Below are 25,143 nucleotides of genomic sequence, written 5' to 3'. Positions count from 1 at the left end.
GGCTGCACGCGAACATGCGCGCGATGGTGCAAGGTTTCCGTCAAGCGCGGCGGCGGACGGGTTCGCGGGTTATCCGCGCAGTCTGCACCGGACGCAAGCGTGACGGCACGGGGGCAGGTTCGTCCAGGGGCGGCGCGCCGAACCAGGCCAGTCGCTCGGCCAGTCCAGCCACCTCGCCCAGTATCAGCAAGGCGGGCGACCGCACCATATGGGCCGTCGCGCGTTCCGGCAGCTCGGCCAGCGTGCCGATGACTACGCGCTGATTGGCGCGCGAGCCGTTTTCGATCAGGGCAAATGGGGTGGAGGGGGCTCGCCCGTGCGCCAGCAGCCGTTGTTGCAGGCGATCGAGGCCGGCCACGCCCATGTATACCGCAAGGGTCTGGCGCTCCTGCGCCAGCGCGGGCCAGTCCAGCGTATCCAGCGACTCGCGGCAGTGCGCAGTGACGAAGCGCACCGACTGCGCGTGGTCGCGATGGGTGAGCGGCACCCCGGCGTGCGCCGCGCAGGCCAGTGCCGCCGTGATGCCAGGCACTACTTCATAGGGAATGCCGTGCTCGCGCAGGAATTCCAGCTCCTCGCCGCCGCGGCCGAACACGAAGGGATCGCCGCCCTTCAGGCGTACCACGCGACGACCTGCACGTGCATGGCCGAGCAGCAACGCATGGATCTCGTCCTGGGTCGCATGATGATTGCCCGCCTGCTTGCCCACCTCGATGCGCTCGGCGTCGCGGCGCGCGAGCTCCAGCACCTCGGCACTCACCAGACGGTCATGCAGGATCACGTCAGCCTCATTCAAGGCGCGCAGGCCACGCAGGGTCAAGAGACCGGCGTCGCCCGGGCCGGCACCCACCAGCACCACCGAGCCGGCCTGCTCGACTGGCACGGTGCGCAACGCCTGCTCGGCGGCAGCGGCCGCCTGTTCCGGTTGCCCCTTGCGCAGCAGCGCAGCCACCGGCCCGGTGAACAGTTCGGTGTAGAAACGGCGCCGCGCGGCAAGTTCGGGATGGCGGCGGCGGATGCGCTTGCGCAGGCGCGCCGAAAGTTGGGCCAATGGGCCCAGCGAATGATCGAGCAGGGTTTCCAGCTGCTCGCGCACCCGCCGGGCCAGCATCGGTGCCGCACCGCCGCTGGATATCGCCACCACCAGGGGCGAACGGTCGACCACGGCCGGTACATGGAAGCTGGACAATTCGGCATCGTCCACCACATTGACGAACATGCGCCGCAGGCCGGCCAGTTCGGCGACGCGGGCATTGAGCGTGCGGTCGTCGGTGGCGGCCACCGCCAGCCAGGCGTAGTCGAGCCACGTCGCCGAGAATTCGCCGGCACGATGCGCGACGCGACCTTGCCGCACCCAGCGCTGCAGCCGCGGCGTCAGCTCGGGGGCGCCCACGGTGACCTGTGCGCCGGCTGCCAGCAGGGCAGCCGCCTTCCGCTCCGCCACGACGCCGCCACCCACCACCAGCACGGCACGTCGGGAAAGGTCGGCGAACAACGGATACAGCTTCATGGCACGGTCTTCGGCGATGGCGGCGATGGAGCCGACCACGCTACGCATCGCGCCATCCGGGCGGAAATGACTTTGGCGACGCGGCATATGCCGGCGAAGCATGAAACCAGGGCAGGCCGCCCAGACAGGAGGACCCGCCCAGGAAACCGCGAAACCCTCGGTCATGAATTCAATGTTTGAACGTCTATACGTATAGACGTCCGAACAAAAAAGCATATAGACTCGAAGGCATGGCCACTACAAACGCCAAGCCAGGACCATCCAGCACCGTCCCCGCACAGGACCGTGCGATGCGATGTATGCGCGCAGAGCATCTCGATTTTCCGCGCCTCATCCGCCATCGCCCCTGACCACTGGATTGCCATGACCCTCACCCAGCTCCGCTACCTCGTCGCCATCGCCGACTGCCGCCTCAACATCACCGCCGCCGCCGAGCGCGTGCACGCCACGCAGCCCGGCGTCAGCAAACAGCTCAAGCAGCTGGAAGACGAACTCGGCCTGCTGCTGTTCATCCGCAAGGGCAAGAGCCTGGATTCGGTCACCGACGCGGGCGTGCGGGTCATCGAGCGCGCGCGCATCATCCTCGCCGAGGCGCTGAACATCCGTTCCATCGCCGCCAACCTGCGCAACGAGGCGCACGGCGAACTGCGCATCGCCACCACGCATACGCAGGCACGCTTCGCGCTGCCCGCTTCCATCGCCGCACTGAACCGTCGCTACCCGCAGGTGAGCGTGCATCTGCAGCCCAGCGGCGATGCCGAGGTGCTGGATTTGCTGGAAAGCGGACGCGTCGATCTGGCCGTGGTGAGCACCTCCGGCCCGGCGCCGAACGGCGGCATCGCTTTTCCCGCCTACCGCTGGAGCCGCGTGGTGCTGGCACCGCAGGACCACCCGCTGGCGAAGCCGGGCCGCGCGCCCACGCTGGACGAACTGGCCGCGCAACCGCTGGTGAGCTACGACTCCTCGAAGCGACCGGAATCCTCGCTGCGGCGAGCCTTCGCCGCCGCCGGACTGGCGCCGCAGATCGCCATGACCGCTGCCGATGCCGATCTGATCAAGACCTACGTGCGCGCCGGCATGGGCGTGGGCGTGTTGGCCGAAATGGCCTTGCAGCCGGGCGAGGACGCCGACCTGCGCGTGATCGAGGCCGATGCGCTGCTGCCGCTGTGCACGACCTGGATCGTGCTGCGCAAGGACAGCGTGCTGCGCGACTACACGCTGGAATGGATCGCGCAGTTCGCGCCGCACCTCGACCGCAACGACGTGCGCCGCCAGCTCACGCTGGGCATCGCGCCGGAAAAGCCGCCGCGCGTGCCGCACTGGCGCGAGCGGCTGGCCGCCACGCCGATCACGGCGCCTCGTGCAGCCCGCATTCGCGCTTGAGCCCGAAGAAGCGGGTGTCCTCGGCATCCATGCCCGGTTCCCAGCGATGCGTGGTGTGGGTGTCGCCGATGGAGATGTAGCCCTGCTCCCATAGCGGGTGGTAGGGCAGCGCATGCTTTTGCAGGTAACGGCCAACATCGCGGTCCGTCCAGTCCGCGATGGGGTGCAGCTTCCAGCGCCCTTGCCGCCATTCCACGAAATCGATGGCGCGACGGCTGCGCGACTGGTCCCGACGCAGGCCGGCGAACCAGCCCCGCACGCCCAGCTCGGCCAAGGCACGCTGCATCGGCTCGATCTTGCGGATGCGGTTGTAGCGGTTCAGCCCCTCGATGCCCTGCTCCCACTGCTTGCCGTAGCGCGCCTCGGCCCATGCGCGGCCGATGACGGGCCGGTAGACCTTGAGGTTGAGCGACAGCCGTTCGGTAAGCGTATCGACGAACTGGTAAGTCTCGGGAAACAGGTAGCCGGTATCGATCAGGATCACCGGGATACCCGGTTCCTGGCTGCCGAGCAGATGCAGCGACACCGCCGCCTGCGCGCCGAAGCTGGACGACAGAGCATGCGCGCCCGGCACGTTCTCCAGCATCCAGCGCACGCGCGTCTCGACATCCTGCCGCCCCAGCCAGTAGTTGAGCGCGAGCAGCGCCTCGGCATCATTGCCGTCACCGGGAAGCGCCGGCGTACTCATGCGACCACCTCCGCGGGGATCTTCCTGTTCTTCAGCACGCCGCTGCGCAGCAGGAAGTCGCCGAAGTGTTCGTCGGGCGCCCGGTCCGCGGCATAGCTGGCAAACAGGGCATCCAACGCCTCGAGCAGGGTCGCCTCGTCCACGTTCTCGCGATAGGTCTGATTGAGCCGCTGGCCGCTGAAGTCCGCGCCAAGACGCAGGTCGTAGCGGCCGATCGCCCGCCCCACCAGCGCGATCTCGCCGAGGTAGGGCCGCGAGCAGCCGTTCGGGCAACCGGACAGGCGCAGCAGGATGGGTGCATCGAGCAGGCCGTGGCTGTCCAGCAGCGATTCCAGCCTGGGCAGCAATTGCGGCAGGTAGCGCTCGCTCTCGGCCATCGCCAGGCCGCAGGTAGGCAATGCCACGCAGGCGATGGCATGGCGGCGGATGCCGCTGTAGCGCCGGTACCCGCCCATGCCGTGGGCAGCGACAATGGCATCGATACCTGCGCGATCGTCCCCGGCCACATTGGCGATGATGAGGTTCTGGTTGCAGGTGAGCCGGATGTCGCCGCCGTGTACGCGCGCGATTTCGCGCATGCCGCTGAGCCAGCGCGCTTCCTCGTTGTCCACGAGGCGCCCGGACTCCACCTGCAAGGTGAGATGCCAGCGGCCGTCGTGACCTTCGATCCAGCCGTAGCGGTCGCCGTTGTGGTCGAAATGGACCGGCCGCTCCGTTTCCAGCGCGAAGCCGGCGCGCTTTTCGATTTCCGCCTTCACCGCCGCCAGGCCGTGCGTGTCGATGGTGTACTTGAAGCGTGCGTGCTTGCGCTCCTCGCGATTGCCCCAGTCGCGTTGCACGGCAATGATGGCCTCGGACAATGCCAGCAGATCTCCGGGCGCCACGAAGCCGATCACGCTGGCGAGGCGCGGGTAGGTGGTGGGGTCACCGTGCGTGGCACCCATGCCACCGCCGATGGCCACGTTGAAACCCACCAGTTCGCCGCGCTCCAGTATCGCGATCAGGCCGAGATCCTGTGCGAACACGTCGACGTCGTTGAGCGGTGGGATCGCCACGCCGATCTTGAACTTGCGCGGCAGATAGGTGGCACCGTACAGCGGCTCGTTCTCGGCTTCGGCGGCCTCGCCCACCAGCTTCTCGCCGTCCAGCCAGATCTCGTGGTACGCGCGGGTCTTCGGCTTGAGGTGCTCGGACAGCCTGGCCGCCCAAGCATAGGCCTCGGCATGCGCCTGCGACTGCACCGGATTGGTGTTGCACACCACGTTGCGGTTGACGTCGCCGCAGGCGGCGATGGTGCTGGCCAGCGCAGCGTCGATGGCGGCGATGGTCGGCTTGAGGTTGTGCTTGACGATGCCGTGCCACTGGAAGGTCTGCCGCGTGGTAATGCGCAAGCCGCTGGAAGCGTAGTCGCTGGCGATCCTGTCGAAGGCCAGCCATTGCGCCGGCGTCATCACGCCGCCGGGCAGACGCGCGCGCACCATGAAGGCGTAGGCCGGCTCAAGCTTCTGCTTGCGACGCTCTTCGCGCAGGTCGCGATCGTCCTGCTGGTAGCTGCCGTGGAACTTCAGCAGCTTGTCGTCGTCGTCGCTGATCGCGCCGGTAACCGGGTCGGCCAAACCTTCGGCGATGCTGCCGCGCAGGAAACGGCTGGCGGTCTTGATGTGTTCGAGATGGGAAGGCATGGGATAGCTTGCTTCTTTCGAAAGTGCCGCCATGGATGGCGGCTTCCTGATTTCCGCGTTCGTGGACGAACGCATGGATTCCCAAGGTTCGGCGATGGACTGCCGCTCCTCGACTCTCGCGTTCACGGACGAACGCTTCAATAAACATCCCGGGCGTAGCGCCCTTCCTGCAGCAACTCGGTCAACCAGCCACGTGCGTCTTCGCTGGAGAGACCGCCATGGGCCACCGCCACTTCCACCAGGGCCTCGTTCACGTCCTTGGCCATGTGCGTGGCATCGCCGCAGACGTAGAGGTGGGCACCATCGCGCAGCCGCGCGTACAGCTCGCGACCATGTTCCCTGAGCTTGTGCTGCACATAGGTCTTGGCCGCGCCGTCGCGCGAGAACGCGAGGTCGAGCCGGTCGAGGCCGCCGTCCTTGAGCGCCTGCTGCCATTCGACCTGGTAGAGGAAATCCTGCGCGAAATGGCGGTTGCCGAAGAACAGCCAATTGCGACCGGCAGCCCCCACCGCCAGGCGCTCCTGCACGAAGGCACGGAACGGCGCCACGCCGGTACCCGGGCCGATCATGATGATGTCGCGGCTGCCGTCCGCGGGCAGGCGGAAGCGCTCGTTCGGCTCCACGAACACCGGCACGCGCGCGTCGTCGGCCGCCGTGGCGAGGAAGGACGAGGCGGCGCCGGCGTGCTCGCTGCCGTACGCGTGGTAATTCACGACGGCGACGGTGAGGTGTACCTCGTCCTCGCCCACCGCCTTCGGGCTGGAAGCGATGGAATACAGCCGCGGCGTGAGCGGCCGCAACGCGGCCACCAGTTGCTCGGCGTTCCACCGCACCGGATAGCGACGCAACACGTCGATGGGCTGGTGCGTGTCGAGAAGACGACCCAAGGCCTCGCGCTGCCCTGGTTCCAACACGTGGGCCAGCTCGGTATCGCCGCTGTCGGCGGCATGTGCAGCCAGCAGCGGGCGGCTGAGTTTGGTCAACTCGCGCTCCTGGCTGAGCCAGCGCGCCAGCGGCAGGCGACGCCCGTCGTGCGCCACTTCCTGCTCGCCGTCGAGGCCGAGCAGGCGCAGGTATTCGCCTACCAGCGCGGGCGGATTGCGCGGCCACACGCCCAGCGCGTCACCGGGCTCGTAACGCAGGCCCGAGCCCTGCAGGGAGAGTTCGAGATGGCGCACCTCGCGACTGCTGTCGCGCGAAACGATGCGCTGGTTGTCCAGCACCTCTGCGGCAAACGGATGCTCGCGCCCATGCAGTACGCTGCTCACCGCATGTAAGCTCGGGCGAGCACCGGCTGCACCCAGCGTTGCCGGGGCATCCAGCACTTCGCGCGCCTTCTCCAGCACGCCATCGCTCCAGCTCGCGCTGGGTGCCTCGAAATCCACGTCGGCCTCCCCCAGCTCGGCGAAACGCCGCGCACCCAGCTCGGCGAAGCGCGCGTCCAGACGACGGCTGACCGCGCAGAACTGCGGGTAGCTGGAATCGCCCAGGCCCAGCACGGCGAACCGCAGTTGCGGCAGCTTTGGAGCACGCTTGCCGGCGAGGAACTCGACGAAACCGATGGCGTCGTCCGGCGGATCGCCGTCGCCCTGGCTGCTGATCACCAGCACGAGATGCCGCTCCTGCGCCAGTTCGCGCACGGGATAGGCGCCGGTGCGCAGCAGCCGCACGTTCAACCCCGCGGCGGCGGCACGCTCGGCCAGCCGTTCGGCCACGCGGCGTGAATTGCCGGTCTGGCTGCCGTAGAGCACGGTGAGGCGTTCGTCCGCCGCGGCATTCGCCGCCGGCGGGGCGGCTGCCGGCAACGCGACGCGCGTGGCTTGCGCCGCCAGCGCGGCCGTCCATGCCGACACCCAGTACAGGTCGGCCGGCGGCAGGCCTTCGGTCAACCTGTTCAGCAACGCGAGCCGTTCCGCGGCAAGCGCCGGCGCAGGCAGGATGGGGCGTGTGGCAGCGCTCACGTGACTTTCCTTTTGGACGTCCAAACGTCCATTCGTGCATGCTATTGCCGCCGCGCCCATGTAAAGAAAACATTTGTGTGCATGTGCTTATGCGGGCCGCTCATTTCCGGCATGCCGGCATGCGTGCTGACATGCGTCAGCCACCCTTCTGCGAGCACCGATGAGCAACCTGCCGGAATTCCTCGTCTTTGCCCTCGTCGGCACCGCCGCCCAACTGGTGGACGGCGCGCTGGGCATGGCCTACGGCGTGACCTCGGCGGGCCTGCTGCTGGGGCTGGGCATGCCACCGGTGATGGCCAGCGCCAGCGTGCACTACGCCGAAACCTTTACCTGCGGCGCGTCGGGACTGAGCCATCTGCTGGCGGGCAATGTGCGGCGACGGCTGTTCCTTGTGCTGGCGATCCCCGGCGCAGTCGGCGCCCTGCTCGGGGTATGGCTGGCCGTGCATATGCCTGCATCGTGGATGCGCATCGCGCTGACGCCCTACCTGCTGGGCATGGGCCTGTTCCTTTTGCTGCGCAAGTCGCGTCGGTCCGGCGAACGCACCGAGCCACCGCGCGGCACGTCCCTGCTCGGCGTGGTCGCCGGCTTCCTGGACGCCGTCGGCGGCGGTGGCTGGAGCGCGCTCACCGCCACCGCCCTGCTCGCCCGCGGCTTGCAGCCACGCGTGGTGATCGGCAGCGTGCATCTGGCCAAGTGTGTGGTGAGCATTGCCGCCAGCGCTGCCTTCCTGTTCGGTATTGGCGCTGGCCATGTGGTCGCCGTGCTTGGCTTGATCGCAGGCGGCATCCTTGCCGCGCCGTTCGGCGCGTTCTTCATCCGGCGGATTCCGGCGCGTGCCGCCACCGTGCTCGCTGGATTAGCAGTGTTGGCGTTGGGTATCAACAACGTGGTACGGATGCTGTATTGACTTGGCTTTGCCCGCTTCCCCTTTTGGGGCCGGGTCAGGAAAGGCATTCGCGGGAGGCTTCGCGGCAATTGGACTGAGGGCCATACGAAGCTGAGGATTCATACGCTCGTCGTTCCGGCACAGGTCGGTGAAGCTCCACGACAGCGAAGCCGGTCATCCGGTGGTGATCGTTTCCATTCGACCCATGCAGTCACTAGACCCCAGCTTCCGCCGGGACGACGATCAACACTAAGGGCATCTCGCCTCACTTCGACACCGCTTTGCTTCGGCTCTTCCGCTCTTGCCGTTGCTTCTGCGTGCTGGAGCGCACCGATTTCCCGGGGTCCCTATGCGACGGTGAGTCGTGGACGATCAGGCCGCGCAGGAGTGGCGGGGCGAAGGCGCTCCGAAACTTGCGAGACGACAAGCAGAAACTGGCCGCCCCGCAAGCGAGAAAAACGATCAGCGAGTAAAGCATCGCCAACGCTGCCGATTACAATGCGCCAATGAAACGCGCCCCCACTCCCCGCAAGCCCACTCTCCCCATCGAAGTCCGCGGCTCCGCCCGCCACCCGCTGGGCATGCCGCCGGCGCAATTTCTGCGCGACTACTGGCAGAAGCGCCCGCTGCTGATCCGCAACGCCTTCCCGGATTTCGTGCCGCCAATCGCGCCGGAAGACCTGGCCGGCCTGGCCTGCGAGGACGGCGCGCTGTCGCGATTGATCCGCCACGATGAGGCGCGCGAACGCTGGCAGGTGAAGACCGGTCCGCTGGCCGAAGCCGACTTCGCCAAGACCGGCGATGCCAACTGGACGCTGCTGGTGCAGGACGTGGACAAGTGGGACGCCGACGTGGCCGCCCTGCTGGAACTCTTCGCCTTCCTGCCGAGCTGGCGCGTGGACGACATCATGGTCTCCTATGCCGAGCCCGGCGGCGGCGTTGGCGCGCACGTGGACCAGTACGACGTATTCCTGCTGCAGGGGCTGGGCCAGCGGCACTGGGCGATCAGCACCGATCCCGATGCGCCGCGCGATTTCCGCACCGACATCGAACTGAAACAGTTGCGCCAGTTCGAGCCCACCCACGAATGGCTGCTCGATCCGGGCGACATGCTCTACCTGCCACCCGGGGTACCGCACGACGGTGTGGCTTTCGGCCGCCCGTGCATGACGTTCTCGGTAGGCATGCGTGCGCCCTCGCAAGGAGAGCTGACCGGCGACCTTGCCGACTACCTCGCCGAGCGGCTGCACGAAGACCAGCGCTACACCGATCCGGACCTCGCACCGGCCAGGGCTACCGGCGAGATCGACGAGGCCGCGCTGGCGCGGCTGCGCAAGACATTGCCGTTCGCTGCCGCACTGGATGAAGAAACCCTGCGCGACTGGTTCGGCCGCTTCATCACACGCTATCGGAACGCGCAGACCCCGGCCTTTCCCGACCGCCCCCTGGACGAAGCCGCGCTGCGCAAGCAGCTCGCTGCCGGCGCACACCTGCTGCGCCACCCGTGGTCGCGCATGGCCTGGAGCCGAGGCAAATCCGGCTGCGCCTTGTATGCGAACGGCCACGCGTGGCCTGCGCCGCCCGCACTGGCGAGACAGCTGTGCGCGCAAAGCGAAATCGCGCCAGGCGCGGCGCCTTCGGCGGCAGTGCTTGCCTTGCTGCTGGCCCTGGTCAACGACGGCCATCTGGTCCTGCGCAAGGCGCGCCGCCGGTGAATATCCAGACGGAAAGCCCCCGGGACGACGGCCGCCGCGCCATCGACAGCCGCGAAGCGCTGGCCGCCGCGCGCCTGCAACTGCTGGCCGCCACGCGCAACCAGTTGGTGCTGCACCTGCCCTTCCTGGGTCGCGATGACTACGCCAACGATGCGGAACTGGCGGAACTCAAGCGCATCGCCACTTCCGGCCGGCGCGCTGACATCCGCATCCTGCTGCACGACCCGGCCGCCGCGCTGCGCGACGGCCATCGGCTGATCCTGCTGTTCCAGCGCCTGCCCAGCGCGATCGCCATCCGCACGCCGGTGGAAGACGCGGACCGCCAGAACACCAGCGGCTGGCTGGTCAACGATACCGGCGGATACCTCTACTTGCCCGACGCCAGTCAGCCACAGGGGCGCATGGCGCTGACCGACCGCCCCGCACAGGTGCCGCTGCAGCAGCAGTTCGACGAGATCTGGGGGCGCTCCGTCCGTGCCAGCGAATTGCAGAACCTGGATTTGTAGCGCCTGCTGAACGCACGGCCCATGGCTATTCGCTTTTGGTCGCAATCGGCCAAATCGGGCCGTTCCCGGGTTGCCGCGTCGCAGCAGCCCGGGTCTATAATTAACAACATTTTTCCGGCGATCCCCGCCCCCGAGATCGCTGCAAGCCTCCCTTCCCCTGCCGGTGGTGACGTGAGTACAAACCTGATCCGCGAGTTCTTCGAATCTTCCCAACTCGCTGGCGGCAACGCCGATTACGTCGAATCCCTGTACGACTCCTGGCTCACCGATCCCGCGTCGGTGCCCGCCGAATGGAGCAAGTATTTCGAGACGTTCAAGGGCCGCGAGGCCGGCGACGTGCCGCACGGCGGCGCCATCTCGCGCATCGAGGCAGCCCAGAAACAGCGCCACGTCGCGGTGGCCGCCCCGGTCAGCGACGAGCACGCGCGCAAGCAGGCCGGCGTGCTGCGCATCCTGACCGCCTACCGTTCGCGCGGCCACCTCGCCGCCAACCTCGACCCGCTGGGCCTGGCCCACAAGATGGAAGCGCCCGACCTGGGCCTCGCGTTCCATGGGCTTGCCGACGCCGACCTCGACACCGAATTCGACTGCGGCAACTTCGCCGGCGGCGGCCAGCGCATGAAGCTGCGCGAGCTGCTGGCACGCCTGAAGAAGGTATACACCGGCACGGTGGGCACGGAGTTCATGCACATCTCCGACCATGCGCAGCGCAACTGGATCTACTCGCGCCTCGAACAGGCCAACGGCAGCGCCGGTCTCGACAAGGCCGGCAAGCAGCGCGTCCTCGACGGTCTCACCGCCGCGGAAGGCCTGGAGCGCTACCTCCACACGAAATATGTGGGCCAGAAGCGCTTCTCGCTGGAAGGCGGCGACAGCCTGATCCCGATGATCGACGACGTGGTGCGGGCCGCCGGCGACAACGGCATCAAGGACGTGGTGATCGGCATGGCCCACCGCGGCCGCCTCAACGTGCTGGTGAACATCCTCGGCAAGCCGCCGAAGACCCTGTTCAACGAGTTCGAGGGCAAGTTCGAGCACCACGACCACGACGATGGCGCCCATTCCGGCGACGTGAAGTACCACATGGGCTTCTCCGCCGACGTGCGCACGCCGCAGGGCGGCACCCACGTGGCGCTGGCGTTCAACCCCTCGCATCTGGAAATCGTCAACCCGGTGGTGGCCGGCTCCGTGCATGCGCGCCAGGTGCGCCGCAAGGACGGCAACCGCACTACCGCCTTCCCCGTGCTGATCCACGGCGATGCGGCGATGGCCGGCCAGGGCGTGAACATGGAACTGTTCAACATGTCGCAGGCCCGCGGCTTCAAGGTCGGCGGCACCTTGCACATCGTGGTGAACAACCAGGTGGGCTTCACCACCTCCAACCCGCAGGACGCCCGCTCCACGCTGTACTGCACCGACCTCGCCAAGATGGTGAACGCGCCGGTGTGGCACGTGAACGGCGACGATCCGGAAGCGGTGATCCAGGTCACCCGGCTCGCCTACGAATTCCGCAAACAGTTCCGCAAGGACGTGGTGATCGACCTGGTCTGCTACCGCCGCCACGGCCACAACGAGGCGGACGAACCCTCCGCCACGCAGCCGGTGATGTACCAGGTGATCAAGAAGCTGCCGACCACGCGTGAGCTGTACGCGCGCGCGCTGGTGCAGCAGGGCGTGCTGGCCGACGGCGACGCCCAGAAGCAGTTCGACGCCTACCGCGACCGCCTTGAAGCCGGTTCGGCGATGACCGAACTGCATCCGTCGCTGACCAAGGACGTCGAGGTGGACTGGAGCCGCTTCCTCGGCAACAAGCTTTCCACTCCGGCCGACACCAGCCTGCCGAAGGCGAAGCTGATCGAGCTGGCCAAGCGCATCCTGGACATCCCCAAGGACATCACGCTGCAGTCGCGCGTCGCCAAGATCTACGACGACCGCCGCAAGATGGCCGCCGGCGAGCAGCCGGGCGACTGGGGCTTCGCCGAGAACCTCGCCTACGCCAGCCTGATCGACGAAGGCCACAACCTGCGCCTGGTGGGCCAGGACGCCGGTCGCGGCACCTTCTTCCACCGCCACGCCGTGCTGCACGACCAGAAGGACGGCCATACCTTCATGCCGCTGGCCACGCTGCGCGCCGACGCGGACGTGGAAGTGATCGACTCGCTGCTCAGCGAAGAAGCGGTGATGGCCTTCGAATACGGCCACGCCACCACCGACCCGCACACGCTCAACATCTGGGAAGCGCAGTTCGGCGACTTCGCCAACGGCGCGCAGGTGGTGATCGACCAGTTCATCAGCTCCGGCGAAGCCAAGTGGGACCGCCTGTGCGGCCTGGCGCTGTACCTGCCGCACGGCTACGAAGGCCAGGGCCCGGAGCATTCCTCCGCCCGCCTCGAGCGCTTCCTGCAGCTGTGCGCGATGGAGAACATGCAGGTCTGCGTGCCCACGACGCCGGCGCAGGATTTCCACATGATCCGCCGGCAGATGCTGCGCCCGGTGCGCAAGCCGCTGATCGTGATGACGCCGAAGTCGCTGCTGCGCCACAAGCTGGCCGTCTCCACGCTGGACGAGCTCGCCGACGGCAGCTTCCAGTTGGTGATCGGCGAGCACCGCGACCTCGCGGCGAAGAAGGTCAAGCGCATCGTGCTGTGCGCGGGCAAGGTCTATTACGACCTGCTGGAAGAGGCCGAGAAGCGCGGTGCAAACGACGTCGCCATCGTGCGCGTGGAACAGCTCTACCCGTTCCCGCGCGCCGAAGTCGTGGCCGAACTGGATAAATACCCCTCCGCCAAGGAAGTGGTGTGGTGCCAGGAAGAGCCGATGAACCAGGGCGCCTGGTTCCAGATCCGCCACCACCTGCAGGCTTGCGTGGGTGCCAAGCAGAGCCTCTCCTACGCCGGTCGCGCACGTTCGGCCGCACCGGCCGCGGGCCACCTCAACGACCACGTGGCCGAGCAGGCTGCGCTGGTCGAGCAGGCGCTGGTCGCGCCGGTCGGCACCGACCACTCGGCAGAATAAAATCACCCAGACCGATTTTCGCGCCCATAGCCGGGCGCAAAACCACAGGATCAACCCATGTCCACTGAAGTCAAAGTCCCCGTTCTGCCCGAGTCGGTCTCCGACGCCACCATCGCCACCTGGCACAAGAAGGCCGGCGAGACGGTGAAGCGCGACGAGAACCTGGTCGACCTGGAAACCGACAAGGTGGTGCTGGAAGTGCCGGCCCCGGTCGACGGCGTGCTCAAGGAAATCAAGTTCGAGAGCGGCGCGACGGTGAACAGCCAGCAGGTGATCGCGGTCATTGAGGAAGGCGCGGCCGCCGCAGCGGCTGCCCCGGCGGCTGCACCGGCGCCCGCCGCTGCAGCTCCCGCTCCCGGGCCTGCCGCGCCGAAGGCTGCCGCTGCCGAACTCTCGCCGGCCGCCCAGCGCGTCGCCACCGAGAACAAGGTCGATCCGTCCGGCATCGCCGGCACCGGCCGCGACGGCCGCATCATCAAGGAAGACGTGGTCAACGCCGGCTCGCGTCCGGCGGCTGCGCCTGCCGCAGCGGCGGCCGCCACTCCGGGCGCACGCCCGGAAGAGCGCGTGCCGATGACCCGCATGCGCGCCAAGATCGCCGAGCGCCTGATGCAGTCGAAGAACTCGATCGCCATGCTCACCTCGTTCAACGAAGTGAACCTGGCCGCGGTCAGCAAGATGCGCAAGGATCTCGGCGAGCAGTTCCAGAAGGAGCACGGCGTCAAGCTCGGCTTCATGAGCTTCTTCGTCAAGGCCACGGTCGAGGCGCTGAAGCGCCACCCGATCATCAATGCTTCGGTGGACGGTAACGACGTCATCTACCACGGTTACCAGGACGTCTCCATCGCCGTCTCCACCGACAAGGGTCTGGTCACCCCGGTGCTGCGCAATGCCGAGAACATGAGCTTCGCGGACATCGAGAAGGGCATCGCCGACTACGCCAAGAAGGCGCGCGACGGCAAGCTCACCCTGGAAGACCTGCAGGGCGGCACCTTCACCATCACCAACGGCGGCACCTTCGGTTCGCTGCTCTCCACCCCGATCGTGAATCCGCCGCAGAGCGCCATCCTCGGCATGCACACGATCAAGGATCGCGCCATCGTCGAGAACGGCCAGGTGATCGCCGCGCCGATGATGTACCTCGCGATCAGTTACGACCACCGCATCATCGACGGCAAGGACGCGGTGCTGTTCCTGGTGGACATCAAGAACCAGCTCGAAAATCCGCACAAGATGCTGCTGGGCATCTGATGCCTCGCACCCCTCTCCCGCCGGGAGAGGGGTTGGGGTGAGGGTTCGGCACCGCCGCAACGCCTCGCTCCGCCCGTACCCTCACCCGGCCTTCGGCCACCCTCTCCCGCCGGGAGAGGGAAAAAGCGAGAAACGACATGAGCGACAAATTCGACGTCATCGTCATCGGCGCCGGCCCGGCCGGCTACGTGGCCGCGATCCGCGCCGCGCAGCTGGGCCTGAAGACCGCCTGCGTGGATGCCTTTACCGGCAAGGACGGCAAGCAGGCACTGGGCGGCACCTGCCTCAACGTGGGCTGCATCCCGTCCAAGGCGCTGCTGGATTCCTCGCGCCAGTACTGGAACATCGCGCACAACTTCCCGGTGCACGGCATCAGCGTGAAGGACGCCAAGGTCGACATGGCCACCTTCATCGGCCGCAAGGACAAGATCGTCAAGCAGTTCACCGGCGGCATCGGCCAGCTGTTCAAGGCGAACAAGGTCACCCCGTATTTCGGCACCGGCAAGCTGCTGAAGGGCAACAATGTCGAGATCACCGCGGCCGACGGCTCCAAGCAGACGATCAGCGCCACCAACGTGATCCTCGCCTCGGGCTCGGTGCCGATCGAGCTGCCGTTCGCCAAGTTCGATGGCAAGAACATCGTGGACAACGCCGGCGCGCTGGACTTCACCGAAGTGCCGAAGCGCCTGGGCGTGATCGGCGCTGGCGTGATCGGCCTCGAACTCGGCAGCGTGTGGCGCCGCATGGGCTCGGAAGTGACGATCATCGAGGCGCTGCCGGACTTCCTCTCGGTGGCCGATGCCGACATTGCCAAGCTCGCCGCCAAGGAATTCGCCAAGCAGGGCCTGGACATCAAGCTCGACGCCAAGCTCAACAAGGCCGAGGTCAAGAAGGACGGCGTGCACCTCACCTATACCGACAAGAGCGGCGAGCAGCAGCTGGTGGTCGACAAGCTGCTGGTGGCCGTGGGCCGCCGCGCCTACAGCACCGGCTTGCTGGCCGAGGACACCGGCGTGAAGCTGGACGAGCGCGGCCGCATCGTGGTCGACGAGCACTGCCACACCGGCGTCGACGGCGTGTGGGCGATCGGCGACGCGGTGCGCGGCCCGATGCTGGCGCACAAGGGTTCCGAGGAAGGCGTGGCGGTGGCCGAGTGGATCGCCGGCAAGGCCGGCCACGTCAACTACGACACCGTGCCCTTCGTGATCTACACCGAGCCGGAAGTGGCCTGGGCCGGCAAGACCGAGAAGGAACTGAAGGATGCCGGCATCCCGTACAAGGTCGGCACCTTCCCGTTCGCCGCCATCGGCCGCGCCGTGGCGATGAACGAGGCCGTGGGCCAGGTGAAGATGATCGCCCACGCCGATACCGACCGCATCCTCGGCGTGCACATGGTCGGCCCGGGCGTGTCCGAGCTGATCGCCGAATGCGTGGTGGCGATGGAGTTCAAGGGTTCCTCCGAAGACCTCGCCCGCATCGTGCACGCCCACCCGACCCTGTCGGAAGCCGTGCACGAGGCGGCGCTGTCGGTGGACAAGCGCGCCATCCACAAGGGCAATTGAGGTCAGGATGACCTCATCCCGGACAGCACAGGGATGTGCGTCGATCCGGGATCCACGCGGCCCGCTCGTGGCGACATGGGCGGGCCGTATCGTTTGAACCATCCGGAACTTTCACCGCTGTCGTTCCGGCGAAGGCCGGAATCCAGTTCAAATGACCCGTCCGAAGGGCACAAAACCTTTTTGAGTGCTTTGCACAGCGTATTGAAACTGGATTCCGGCCTTCGCCGGAATGACGAGCGAAAAGCGAGCTCTTCGACATGCCTCAACCCAAGTCTCTCTGCGTCTACTGCGGCTCCAGTCCCGGCAAGCACCCCGAATACGCCGAGCAGGCGCGCGCCTTCGGCACCGAAATGGCCAGGCGCGGCATCGCGCTGGTCTATGGCGGCGGCAAGGTAGGCCTGATGGGCACGGTGGCCGACGCCGTGCTGGCCGGCGGCGGCAAGGTCATCGGCGTGATCCCGCGCCAACTGGTCGAACGCGAGGTGGCGCACAAGGGCCTCAGCGAACTGGTGGTGGTGGACACCATGCACCAGCGCAAGACGCGCATGTACGAACTTTCCGAGGCCTTCGTCGCCCTGCCCGGCGGCTTCGGCACCATGGACGAGATGTTCGAGATGCTGACCTGGGCGCAGCTCGGGCTGCACCGTCATCCCTGCGCCTTCCTCGACGTGCGCGGCTACTACGCTCCATTGCGCGCAGCGGTTGACCACATGGTGGCCGAAGGTTTCGTGCAGCCGGGCCAGCGCGAGAGCCTCTGGTTCGGTGCGACCATCTCCTCGCTGTTCGACTGGATGGAAAACTACGACGGCGGCAATGCCGCCCGCGTGATCGGCCCGGCCAGCATCAAGGCCTGATCGGAGAATCCCATGACCACCTTCCGCGCCTTTCGCATCCACAACGACGGCAGCAGCTGCCACGCCGGCATCGAGGCCATGGACACCGACGCGCTGACGCCCGGCGAGGTGCTGGTCAAGGTGGCGTACTCCTCGGTGAACTACAAGGATGCGCTGGCTGGTACCGGCAAGGGCCGCATCCTGCGCCAGTACCCGCTCAACGGCGGCATCGACGTGGCCGGCCACGTGGCCGCTTCCATCGACCCGAGGTTCAAGGAGGGCGACGCCGTGCTGTGCACCGGCAGCGGCCTGTCCGAGACGCGCGACGGCGGCTATGCCGAATACGCACGGCTGGATGCGCGCTGGACGATTCCGCTGCCCGCGACCCTCGACCTGCGCGAAAGCATGGTCCTCGGCACGGCCGGCTTCACCGCCGCGCTGGCGCTGTTGCACATGCTGGACAACGGCCAGACGCCCGCGCTCGGCCCCATCGCCGTCACCGGCGCCAGCGGCGGGGTGGGCCAGCTCGCCATCGACATCTTCAGCCGCGCCGGCTACGAGGTGCATGCGATCAGCGGCAAGGCCGATCACTTCGCCCATCTGGAATCGCTGGGCGCCGCCGCATGCATCGACCGCCACCAGCTCGCCTTCAGCGGCAAGCCGATGGACTCGGCCCGCTTCGGCGGCGCGCTGGACAACGTGGGCGGCGCGATGCTGGCCGGCCTGCTGCCGCTGATCGAGCCCTACGGCAACGTGGCGATCTGCGGCAACGCCGGCGGCATCGCCTTCGACAGCACGGTGATGCCCTTCATCATCCGCGGCGTGAACCTGCTGGGCGTGGCCTCGGCCGGTACTGCGCGGCCCATGCGCGAACGCGTCTGGCAATATCTTGCGGGCGACTGGAAGCCGCGCCACCTGGCACGCGTCGCCACCCGCGAGGCCACGCTGGACGAGCTGCCCGAAGTGTTCGACCGCATGCTGGCCGGCGACTCCTTCGGCCGCACCGTGGTGCGCGTCGCTGCTTGATGCCGCGCACCTTGGAAGCGTGGCGCCAGAAGCATAGAATCCACCGAACCGCTAACAAGGGGAAAACTGGCTTATGGCACGCATCCTGATCGTCGACGACTCGCCCTCGCAGCTCCTGGGCCTGAAGCGCATCGTCGAAAAACTCGGTCACGAAACCCTCACCGCCGAAGACGGCGCCGCCGGCGTCGAGGTTGCCAAGCGCGAGATCCCCGACCTGATCCTGATGGACGTGGTGATGCCCAACCTCAATGGCTTCCAGGCCACCCGCACGATCAGCAAGGATGCAGCCACCGCGCACATCCCGGTGGTGCTGGTGACCACCAAGGATCAGGAAACCGACAAGGTGTGGGGCATGCGCCAAGGTGCGAAGGCCTACGTCACCAAGCCGATCAAGGAAGAAGAGTTGATCGCGACCCTCAAGGAACTGCTTCCGGCCTGAACCGGGCTTCCGTGTGCATCGATGAAAATGGCGCCTCGTGGCGCCATTTTTGTTATGCGATCACCATCCTTGAGGATCGCGCCGCAGGCCGTCGCCGACGCGATGCCGTAGTCGTTCCCGGCATTTCCGCTGTCGGCGTCCGATGCTCACTGGCGTGGATCGTAGTCGGCGAACTGTTTGCGCAACGCTTCGTAGGCCGCACGCTGCTTGTCGTTGTCCGCCACCGGTGCGCGTATCGACAGTTCCACAAACTGGTCGCCGGGTTGCGCTCCCGGCATGCCTCGCCCCTTCAGGCGCAGCTTGCGGCCCGACTGCGAACCCGCAGGAATGCGCAGCTCCACCGTGCCGGCCAGAGTCGGTACCGGTACCGTGGCACCCAGCGCCGCTTCCCACGGGCTGACCGGCAGAACATGCAGCACGTTACGGCCGTCCAGTTTGAAGCGCGCGTTGTCGCGAATGCCGATTTCCAGCAACAGGTCGCCGTTCGGGCCACCGCTGTGACCAGGATGCCCCTGCCCCGCCAGCCGTATCGACTGGCCTGGCTGGATGCCGGCAGGGATCTTCACCTCCAGCACGCGCTCGCCGCCATGGCCGTCGTGCAGGGAGACGCGCGTGCGGCCGCCGTCGAACGCAGTCTGCAAATCGACCATCACCTGGGCCTGCACATCCTGTCCGCGGCGCGCGCGCGGTTGACCACGCTGGCCGCGCTGAGCACCGCCACGGTTGCCAAACAGGTTTTCGAAGAAATCGCTGAAGTCACCCTCACCACCGAAGTCGAAAGGCTGTCCCTGCCCGGCGGCCCCTGGCCGAAACGGTTCGTGACCGCGATAGCCGCCGGCACGCCACTGGTCGTAGGTGCGACGCTTCTCGGAGTCGAGCAGCACTTCCTGCGCCTCGTTCGCTTCCTTGAACTTGTCTTCCGCCCCCGCTTCCTTGTTCTTGTCCGGGTGGTACTTGCGCGCGAGCTTGCGATAGGCGGTCTTGATCTCCGCTTCGCCGGCATCGGGCTTCACGCCAAGGATCTCGTAATAGTCTTTGGATTCCACCGCCACTCCTTCGCACAACTGCATCAACGCCAAGCGGCCCGTGGCGGATCATCGTCCGCCACGGGCCGCGCTCGCAAGCTGCCGCGAATCAGTGGGCGGTATCGACCACGATGCGGCGCGGCGCGCTCTCGGCTTTCTTCGGTATCGCGATCTCCAGCACGCCATGCCGGTTGCTGGCGGTGATGCGCTCGGCATCCGCGCTCTCGGGCAGTGTGAACCGGCGCAGGAATGCGCCATGGGGACGCTCTCGGTGCACGCCAAGGCCGGACGCATCGGCCGCTTCCGCCGCGCGCTCGCCGCTGATCGAAAGAACGTTCTTGTCCATGCTCACGTCGATGGCCGCCGGATCGACGCCGGGCACATCGGCATGGATCACGAAGCGTTCGGCCTCCTCGCGCACGTCCACGCGCGGCGACCATGCCGCGGCAGTGCCCTGGGCCTCGCCGGACTCCGTGAAACGGTCGAACGCATGCCGGAACGCCCGCGCATCGCGCGGCAGGCTCCACATCACATGATGATTCAGGCTCATCGCAAAACTCCTCGAATGGATTGCGGCACGTCGCCGCCTGCCAGCAGAAATAGGTGCGGCGGTTTCCGATTCAAGGCGGCGCGCGCAATTGCTCGCCAGGGGATGCGATCGGGTGCATGCTTGGGGTTCATGTTCGAAGCACCCCCTGGATGATCTTCATGCGCCACCTGATTCAACCCGGCCTTTTCCTCGTGCTGGCATTGCCGGCCGCATTCGCGGTGGCGCAGACAACGACACCGACACCCGCCGTGGGCGACCGCGGCGTCGCCATCGCCGACGCGCCGGTGCCGCGTCCTTCCGGCACGGCTTGCGTCGTGGATCTGTATGCGAACGTCGCCTTCGACGACCACGGCGAATCCACCTCGCGCGATGCGAAGCCACGCGAATTTAGCTACACCCCACCTGCGCAGTGCGCTGGATCATGGGCCAAGGTCGTACTGGAAGCGGATTTCTCGGTGGATGCCGGGCGGCAATACGACCGCACGGCCAGCCTGTGGCTCGGTGGGGTGAACCTTTACTACGGCACCACACAGGAACCCGGTGCCAAGGTCGCGCCGCACTGGCACGTCGAGCGCGACGTGACGGACTACGCCAGCCTGTTCCGCAACGCCGGGCATGGGCAGGTCGTCCTCAACAACTGGGTCGGCGGCAAGCGCGACAGCGTGATCCACGGCAGCGCGCGGCTGGTGTTCTATCCGGCGGCAGGCCATACCGATCCGGCACCCGCCGATCTTGCCATCGGCCTTGTCGGTGACAGCGGCGGACATCCGGTGGATGTGCAGGACGAAACGCAGACGCTCGCGCGCGCGCTCACCCTGCCGCGCAACGTCGAGCGCGTGGCGCTGGACCTGATTGCGCAGAGCCAGGCCGTGGACGAGCAGTGGTACATGTGCATCGACGATGCCGACGTGGAACCCACGCGCGAATTCTCGCTGGGGCCGCCGAACGCCGGCGACCCGCTGGAGCAATGCGGCGGCGGCAACTACCGCGAGGTGGCCGTGAGCATCGACGGCCAGCCGGCCGGTCGCGCGCCGGTCTATCCGTGGACCTACACCGGCGGCGTGGATCCCAACCTGTGGCGCCCGACGCCGGACATTCAGACGCTCAACTTCATCCCGTACCGCATGGACCTGACGCCCTTCGCCGCACTGCTGGACGACGGCAAGCCGCATACCCTGGCGGTGCGCGTGCTGGGTGCACACGACTTTTTCAGCCTCGCCGCGAACCTGCTGGTCTGGCGCGACCATGGGGTTGAGGTGCTCACGGGCAAGCTCACGCAGAATACGCTGGCGACGCAACAGGGCACCTTGCAGCCGAAGGTGCAACGCCACTTCGACCACGGCACGGGAGACACGCTGCATGGCGAGGTTGATACCCGGCAACGCGGTACCTATGCGATCACCGGCGAGTTGCAGACCTCGCGCGGCAAGGTCGTCACGCAGGTCGCGCAGAACGCTGGCTTCGACAACGACCAGACCTTCGATCTCACCGCGCAAGGCATCTACCACCAGTACATACGCATGACCTCGCGGGTGGACGATGACGTGACGACCACCACCGACGCCGGCACGACGCAAAAGCGGCATCGTCTGTATTACCCGCTGACGATCGACATCCGCAAGCAGGTGCATGCCGGCGGCGACTTCACCGCCGACATCACCCTGCAGCAGGGTTACGAAAGCGCGCGCCGGAATATGGAAGGCAAGCGCGTGAGCTACGGATCCATGCTGACCAACCATCTCGAAAGCCACAGCAACACCGACTTCAACGCCGGCGGCACGGCCATCACGGGCTCGCGCGGACAGAACGGCCTGCAGACCTATAGCTACGGCGACTCGCAGGGCAATTGCTATGCGCGCCGCGTGGAGACGCGCAACCAGGCCGTGGTCGCTGTCGCTACGAACCAGACCTGTCCAGAGGACCCATCGTTTGGACGGCCATCCACGAACTTGGGACGCACACCATGAGTATCCAGATCGGACAGACCCTGCCTGACGTCGAAGTCCGCCTCGTCGGCGACGGCATCCGCGAGACCCGCACCGGCGAGCTGTTCGCCAACCGCAAGGTGGTGCTGTTCGCCGTGCCTGGCGCGTTCACGCCCACCTGCTCCAACCGGCACCTGCCCGGCTACGTGACGCACCACCGCGATTTCCTCGAGCGTGGCATCGAGGTGATGTGCCTGTCGGTCAACGACGCCCACGTGATGAAGGCATGGGCCGAAGCGCAACACGTGCCGCACGACCTGCTGCTGATCGCCGACGGCAATGCCGCCTTCACCCGCGCGCTGGGCCTGGAACTGGACGGCAGCAGCTACGGCATGGGCCTGCGCGCACGCCGCTTCGCACTATACGCGGAAGACGGCGTGGTGCGCCAACTGCACGTGGAGGCGCCGGGCGAGTTCCGCGTTTCCAGCGCGGAGGCGATGCTCGGTGCCGTCCAGGCCTGAGCAAGGTCGCAGAGAGCGGCCGTGTTGGTTGCCGTATAGTCGTCCTGCGCCACCCGTCGCGTACCGGCGGCGGCCACCAGTTGATGCGTACCAACCCAAGTGCCAAGGGGATCCGCCATGCGCTACACGCTGCTGGAAAGCCGCAGGAACGAGGTGCTGTTGCTGGCCCGCTTGCTGCTGATGGTGCTGTTCGTGCTGTTCGGCTGGAGCAAGCTGACCGACTTCGCGGGCACCACCGCCTACATGGCGTCGGAAGGCCTGCCGCTGCCTGCACTGGCCGCGGTGGTCGTGATCGCGATGGAATTCGTCGTGGGCCTGGCGATCATGCTTGGCGTCTGCACCAGGCCACTGGCACTGTTGATGGCTCTGTACACGCTGGGCACGGCACTGGTCGGCCATCACTTCTGGACCATGGTCGGCGCCGAGCGCGCCGCGAACATGATCAACTTCTACAAGAACCTCTCGATCGTCGGCGGCCTGTTGCTGCTGTGTCTCACCGGTCCCGGCAAGTACTCGCTCGATCGCAGGTAAGGCGAGGTACGCCAGCAGGAACCTGCACCTCGGCTACCCGCAAGGCGCCGGGGCCGATGCGGGTTGCGACCTGCGTCGGTGAGCCGCGCTTTCATCGATTTGTCATCCAGCCTGCCTAGGGTGGCCGGCATGGCCATCACCCGACGCGATTTCCTCCGTGGCACCGGCAGCCTGATCGGGGTCGGCGCATTGGCCGACATCCGGCACCCGGCTGCAGCGTTCGCTTCCTCCATGGCCATGCCGATGGCGTCACGCACCTCGGCGGCGATGCTCGCGGCACCCAAGGTGCCGCTGATCAACCCCGCATCGCTGGCGCGCTTCGTCGATCCATTGCCGATTCCGCCGACGGCGCGTGCGACGGAGCAGCGCACGCATCCGGCATTCCCTGGGCACAAGCTGCCTTGCTATCGGATGGAAATGCGCGCGTTCAAGGCACGCCTGCACCGCGATGTGCCGCCCACCGCCCTGTGGGGTTACGGCGGCCAGTTCCCCGGCCCGACGATCGAGGCCATGCGCGGCGAGCCGCTGCTGGTCGAGTGGGCGAATGCTTTGCCTACGCGACACTTCCTGCCGATCGACCACAACCTCCATGGTGCGGAGAAAGCCCATCCCGAAGTACGCACCGTGACCCACGTGCATGGCGCGCGCGTACCGGCCCATGCGGACGGCTACCCGGAAGAGTGGTACACGCCGGGGCATTCCAGGCTCTACCTCTACCCGAACGGACAGGATGCCGCCACGCTCTGGTACCACGACCACGCGATGGGCATCACCCGACTGAACATCTACGCTGGACTGGTCGGCACCTACATCGTGCGCGATCCGGATGAGCTGGCACTCGGTCTGCCATCCGGCGATTACGACCTTCCGCTGATCCTCTGCGATCGCCTGGTGGCGCAGGACGGCCAACTCTACTACCCGGTTTCCGACGATCCGGATGCGCCCTGGGTCATGCAGTGCAACGGCAACCTGCCGCTGTGCAACGGCAGGATTTTCCCGTATCTCGAAGTCGAGCCGCGCAGGTATCGCTTTCGCCTGCTCAATGCCGCCAATACCAGCTTCTTCGATCTGTCGCTGTCGCACGACCAGCCGTTCCAGCAAATCGCCAGCGACCAGGGGCTCCTGCCCGCGCCGCTGGAGCGTGCGCGCATCGCGCTGTACCCCGCCGAACGTGCGGATGTGGTGATCGATTTCGCCGGCGTCGCCGGCAAGACTCTGCAACTGCGCCATCAGTCGCACGGCATCCTCGAATTCCGCGTGCGCGACGGCGGCCGGCGCGACACGTCTGCGCTGCCTGCGGCATTGCGCGCCGTGCCTCGCATCGACCCGGAGGCCGCCGCGCAACATCGCGTGATGACGCTCAACGAAACCGATGACGCCAACGGCAATGCCTTGCAGATGCTGCTCGACGGCAAGCGGTGGTCCGCTCCGGTCAGCGAGAACCCTCGCCAGCACAGCGTGGAAACCTGGAGCTTCGTCAATCTCACCGGCGACGCGCACCCGATCCATCTGCATCTGGTGCGCTTCCAGCTGCTGGACCGCCGTCCCTTCGACCTGTTCGCCTGGAACGCCCGTCGGGAGCTGAAGTTCACCGGTCCGGCGCAGACACCCGAGCCGCACGAAATGGGCTGGAAAGACACGGTGCGCGCGGACCCAGGCATGGTGACGCGCATCGCGATGCGCTTCGAAGGCGAGCCGGGACGCTACGTCTGGCACTGCCATTTCCTCGAGCACGAGGACAACGAAATGATGCGCCCATACGACGTGCTTCCCGAGATGCCGCCCAAGGGCTCGGCATAATCTCCGCCAACGACGAACCGGGAAAGCCCCAGTCCAGATATGGCTCGACGTGGCCGCATCGGCTATCGCATAGACGGGAATGGCGCCCACATCCTCAAGATGGGCCGCCTGTAATTCCGGCGGATTGAACCGCGCCGTTTCTCTCGGCCACTTCTTTTACTCCGGGCGCCCTCCCCTCCACCCTTCGGGCTAGCTTCGCCGTTCGTAACTGCTCGTTTGGCGGCGTGGGCCGAGAAAGAGAAGTGGTTCGGGCGCCGGCAGGCGCTCGAAACCGCCTTGTTACTTGCGGCAACACAGCCCCTTTCTTCAAGTAATTCGGAGAGAAGATTTT

20 protein-coding genes are annotated in these 25,143 nt (G+C 66.8%); 14 read left to right on the top strand and 6 right to left on the bottom strand.

Going from position 1 to position 25,143, the window contains the following annotated elements; all coding sequences use genetic code 11:
* Positions 1–40 precede the first annotated feature (40 nt).
* On the bottom strand, positions 41–1,510 hold the full coding sequence (cysG, locus tag IHE49_RS04315) for a siroheme synthase CysG (RefSeq protein ID WP_192155460.1): 1,470 nt from the start codon (positions 1,508–1,510) through the stop codon (positions 41–43).
* Positions 1,511–1,873: 363 nt separating this feature from the next.
* Here cysG and IHE49_RS04310 point away from each other — a divergent pair, with 363 nt between their 5' ends.
* Complete coding sequence (locus IHE49_RS04310; RefSeq protein WP_192155189.1) at positions 1,874–2,893, top strand: LysR substrate-binding domain-containing protein; 1,020 nt, start codon at positions 1,874–1,876, stop codon at positions 2,891–2,893.
* Here IHE49_RS04310 and IHE49_RS04305 read toward each other — a convergent pair.
* The 3 genes from IHE49_RS04305 to IHE49_RS04295 all read right to left on the bottom strand — a co-directional run bounded on the left by IHE49_RS04305 (position 2,859) and on the right by IHE49_RS04295 (position 7,224).
* A complete protein-coding gene (locus IHE49_RS04305) occupies positions 2,859–3,581 on the bottom strand; it encodes a phosphoadenylyl-sulfate reductase (RefSeq protein WP_192155187.1) in 723 nt (240 codons plus the stop codon). The genes IHE49_RS04310 and IHE49_RS04305 overlap by 35 nt on opposite strands.
* Positions 3,578–5,263, bottom strand: coding sequence for an assimilatory sulfite reductase (NADPH) hemoprotein subunit (cysI, locus tag IHE49_RS04300; protein ID WP_192155185.1), 1,686 nt, complete (start codon positions 5,261–5,263; stop codon positions 3,578–3,580). Before cysI ends, IHE49_RS04305 begins: the two co-directional genes overlap by 4 nt.
* 137 nt (positions 5,264–5,400) lie before the next feature.
* Positions 5,401–7,224 carry an assimilatory sulfite reductase (NADPH) flavoprotein subunit gene (locus IHE49_RS04295; RefSeq protein WP_343227536.1) on the bottom strand — a complete coding sequence of 608 codons (1,824 nt, stop codon included), beginning with the start codon at positions 7,222–7,224 and terminating at the stop codon, positions 5,401–5,403.
* Between the two features lie 160 nt (positions 7,225–7,384).
* On the opposite strand from IHE49_RS04295, the gene IHE49_RS04290 reads away from it, so the two are divergent.
* The 9 genes from IHE49_RS04290 to pilH all read left to right on the top strand — a co-directional run bounded on the left by IHE49_RS04290 (position 7,385) and on the right by pilH (position 18,460).
* The gene (locus IHE49_RS04290; protein ID WP_192155181.1) at positions 7,385–8,134 is read left to right on the top strand and encodes a sulfite exporter TauE/SafE family protein; all 750 of its coding nucleotides are present in this window, start codon (positions 7,385–7,387) and stop codon (positions 8,132–8,134) included.
* 485 nt (positions 8,135–8,619) lie between these two features.
* Entirely contained in the window at positions 8,620–9,828 is a 1,209-nt protein-coding gene (locus IHE49_RS04285; RefSeq protein ID WP_192155179.1) for a cupin domain-containing protein, read from the top strand.
* On the top strand, positions 9,825–10,334 hold the full coding sequence (locus IHE49_RS04280; protein WP_343227535.1) for a hypothetical protein: 510 nt from the start codon (positions 9,825–9,827) through the stop codon (positions 10,332–10,334). Before IHE49_RS04285 ends, IHE49_RS04280 begins: the two co-directional genes overlap by 4 nt.
* Before the next feature lie 171 nt (positions 10,335–10,505).
* Positions 10,506–13,349 (top strand): 2-oxoglutarate dehydrogenase E1 component, encoded by a 2,844-nt coding sequence (locus IHE49_RS04275; protein WP_192155177.1) that lies wholly within the window; start codon positions 10,506–10,508, stop codon positions 13,347–13,349.
* Between the two features lie 57 nt (positions 13,350–13,406).
* Complete coding sequence (gene odhB / locus IHE49_RS04270; protein ID WP_192155176.1) at positions 13,407–14,600, top strand: 2-oxoglutarate dehydrogenase complex dihydrolipoyllysine-residue succinyltransferase; 1,194 nt, start codon at positions 13,407–13,409, stop codon at positions 14,598–14,600.
* A gap of 137 nt (positions 14,601–14,737) precedes the next feature.
* Entirely contained in the window at positions 14,738–16,162 is a 1,425-nt protein-coding gene (gene lpdA, locus IHE49_RS04265) for a dihydrolipoyl dehydrogenase (protein ID WP_192155174.1), read from the top strand.
* 257 nt (positions 16,163–16,419) lie between these two features.
* Positions 16,420–17,016 carry a TIGR00730 family Rossman fold protein gene (locus IHE49_RS04260; RefSeq protein ID WP_192155172.1) on the top strand — a complete coding sequence of 199 codons (597 nt, stop codon included), beginning with the start codon at positions 16,420–16,422 and terminating at the stop codon, positions 17,014–17,016.
* Between the two features lie 12 nt (positions 17,017–17,028).
* The gene (locus IHE49_RS04255) at positions 17,029–18,021 is read left to right on the top strand and encodes an acryloyl-CoA reductase (protein WP_192155170.1); all 993 of its coding nucleotides are present in this window, start codon (positions 17,029–17,031) and stop codon (positions 18,019–18,021) included.
* Positions 18,022–18,094: 73 nt separating this feature from the next.
* Positions 18,095–18,460 (top strand): twitching motility response regulator PilH, encoded by a 366-nt coding sequence (gene pilH / locus IHE49_RS04250; protein ID WP_192155168.1) that lies wholly within the window; start codon positions 18,095–18,097, stop codon positions 18,458–18,460.
* 146 nt (positions 18,461–18,606) lie between these two features.
* Here pilH and IHE49_RS04245 read toward each other — a convergent pair whose 3' ends face one another.
* Both IHE49_RS04245 and IHE49_RS04240 read right to left on the bottom strand, forming a co-directional pair.
* Complete coding sequence (locus IHE49_RS04245; protein ID WP_192155166.1) at positions 18,607–19,506, bottom strand: DnaJ C-terminal domain-containing protein; 900 nt, start codon at positions 19,504–19,506, stop codon at positions 18,607–18,609.
* A gap of 88 nt (positions 19,507–19,594) precedes the next feature.
* Entirely contained in the window at positions 19,595–20,035 is a 441-nt protein-coding gene (locus IHE49_RS04240) for an Hsp20/alpha crystallin family protein (RefSeq protein ID WP_192155164.1), read from the bottom strand.
* A gap of 158 nt (positions 20,036–20,193) precedes the next feature.
* Between IHE49_RS04240 and IHE49_RS04235 the strand changes: the two genes are divergently transcribed.
* The 4 genes from IHE49_RS04235 (at position 20,194) to IHE49_RS04220 (ending at position 24,812) form a co-directional block, all read left to right on the top strand.
* Positions 20,194–22,002, top strand: a complete 1,809-nt coding sequence (locus IHE49_RS04235) for a peptide-N4-asparagine amidase (protein WP_192155162.1) — start codon at positions 20,194–20,196, stop codon at positions 22,000–22,002.
* Complete coding sequence (locus IHE49_RS04230; RefSeq protein ID WP_192155160.1) at positions 21,999–22,481, top strand: peroxiredoxin; 483 nt, start codon at positions 21,999–22,001, stop codon at positions 22,479–22,481. The genes IHE49_RS04235 and IHE49_RS04230 overlap by 4 nt, the downstream gene beginning before the upstream one ends.
* A gap of 117 nt (positions 22,482–22,598) precedes the next feature.
* Positions 22,599–23,012, top strand: a complete 414-nt coding sequence (locus IHE49_RS04225; protein WP_192155158.1) for a DoxX family protein — start codon at positions 22,599–22,601, stop codon at positions 23,010–23,012.
* 129 nt (positions 23,013–23,141) lie between these two features.
* Positions 23,142–24,812 carry a multicopper oxidase domain-containing protein gene (locus IHE49_RS04220; RefSeq protein ID WP_192155156.1) on the top strand — a complete coding sequence of 557 codons (1,671 nt, stop codon included), beginning with the start codon at positions 23,142–23,144 and terminating at the stop codon, positions 24,810–24,812.
* The last annotated feature ends 331 nt before the right edge of the window (positions 24,813–25,143 follow it).

The organism is Rhodanobacter sp. 7MK24 (assembly GCF_014842995.1).
Lineage (GTDB): Bacteria > Pseudomonadota > Gammaproteobacteria > Xanthomonadales > Rhodanobacteraceae > Rhodanobacter_A.
This window is presented reverse-complemented; position numbering and strand designations above follow the sequence as displayed.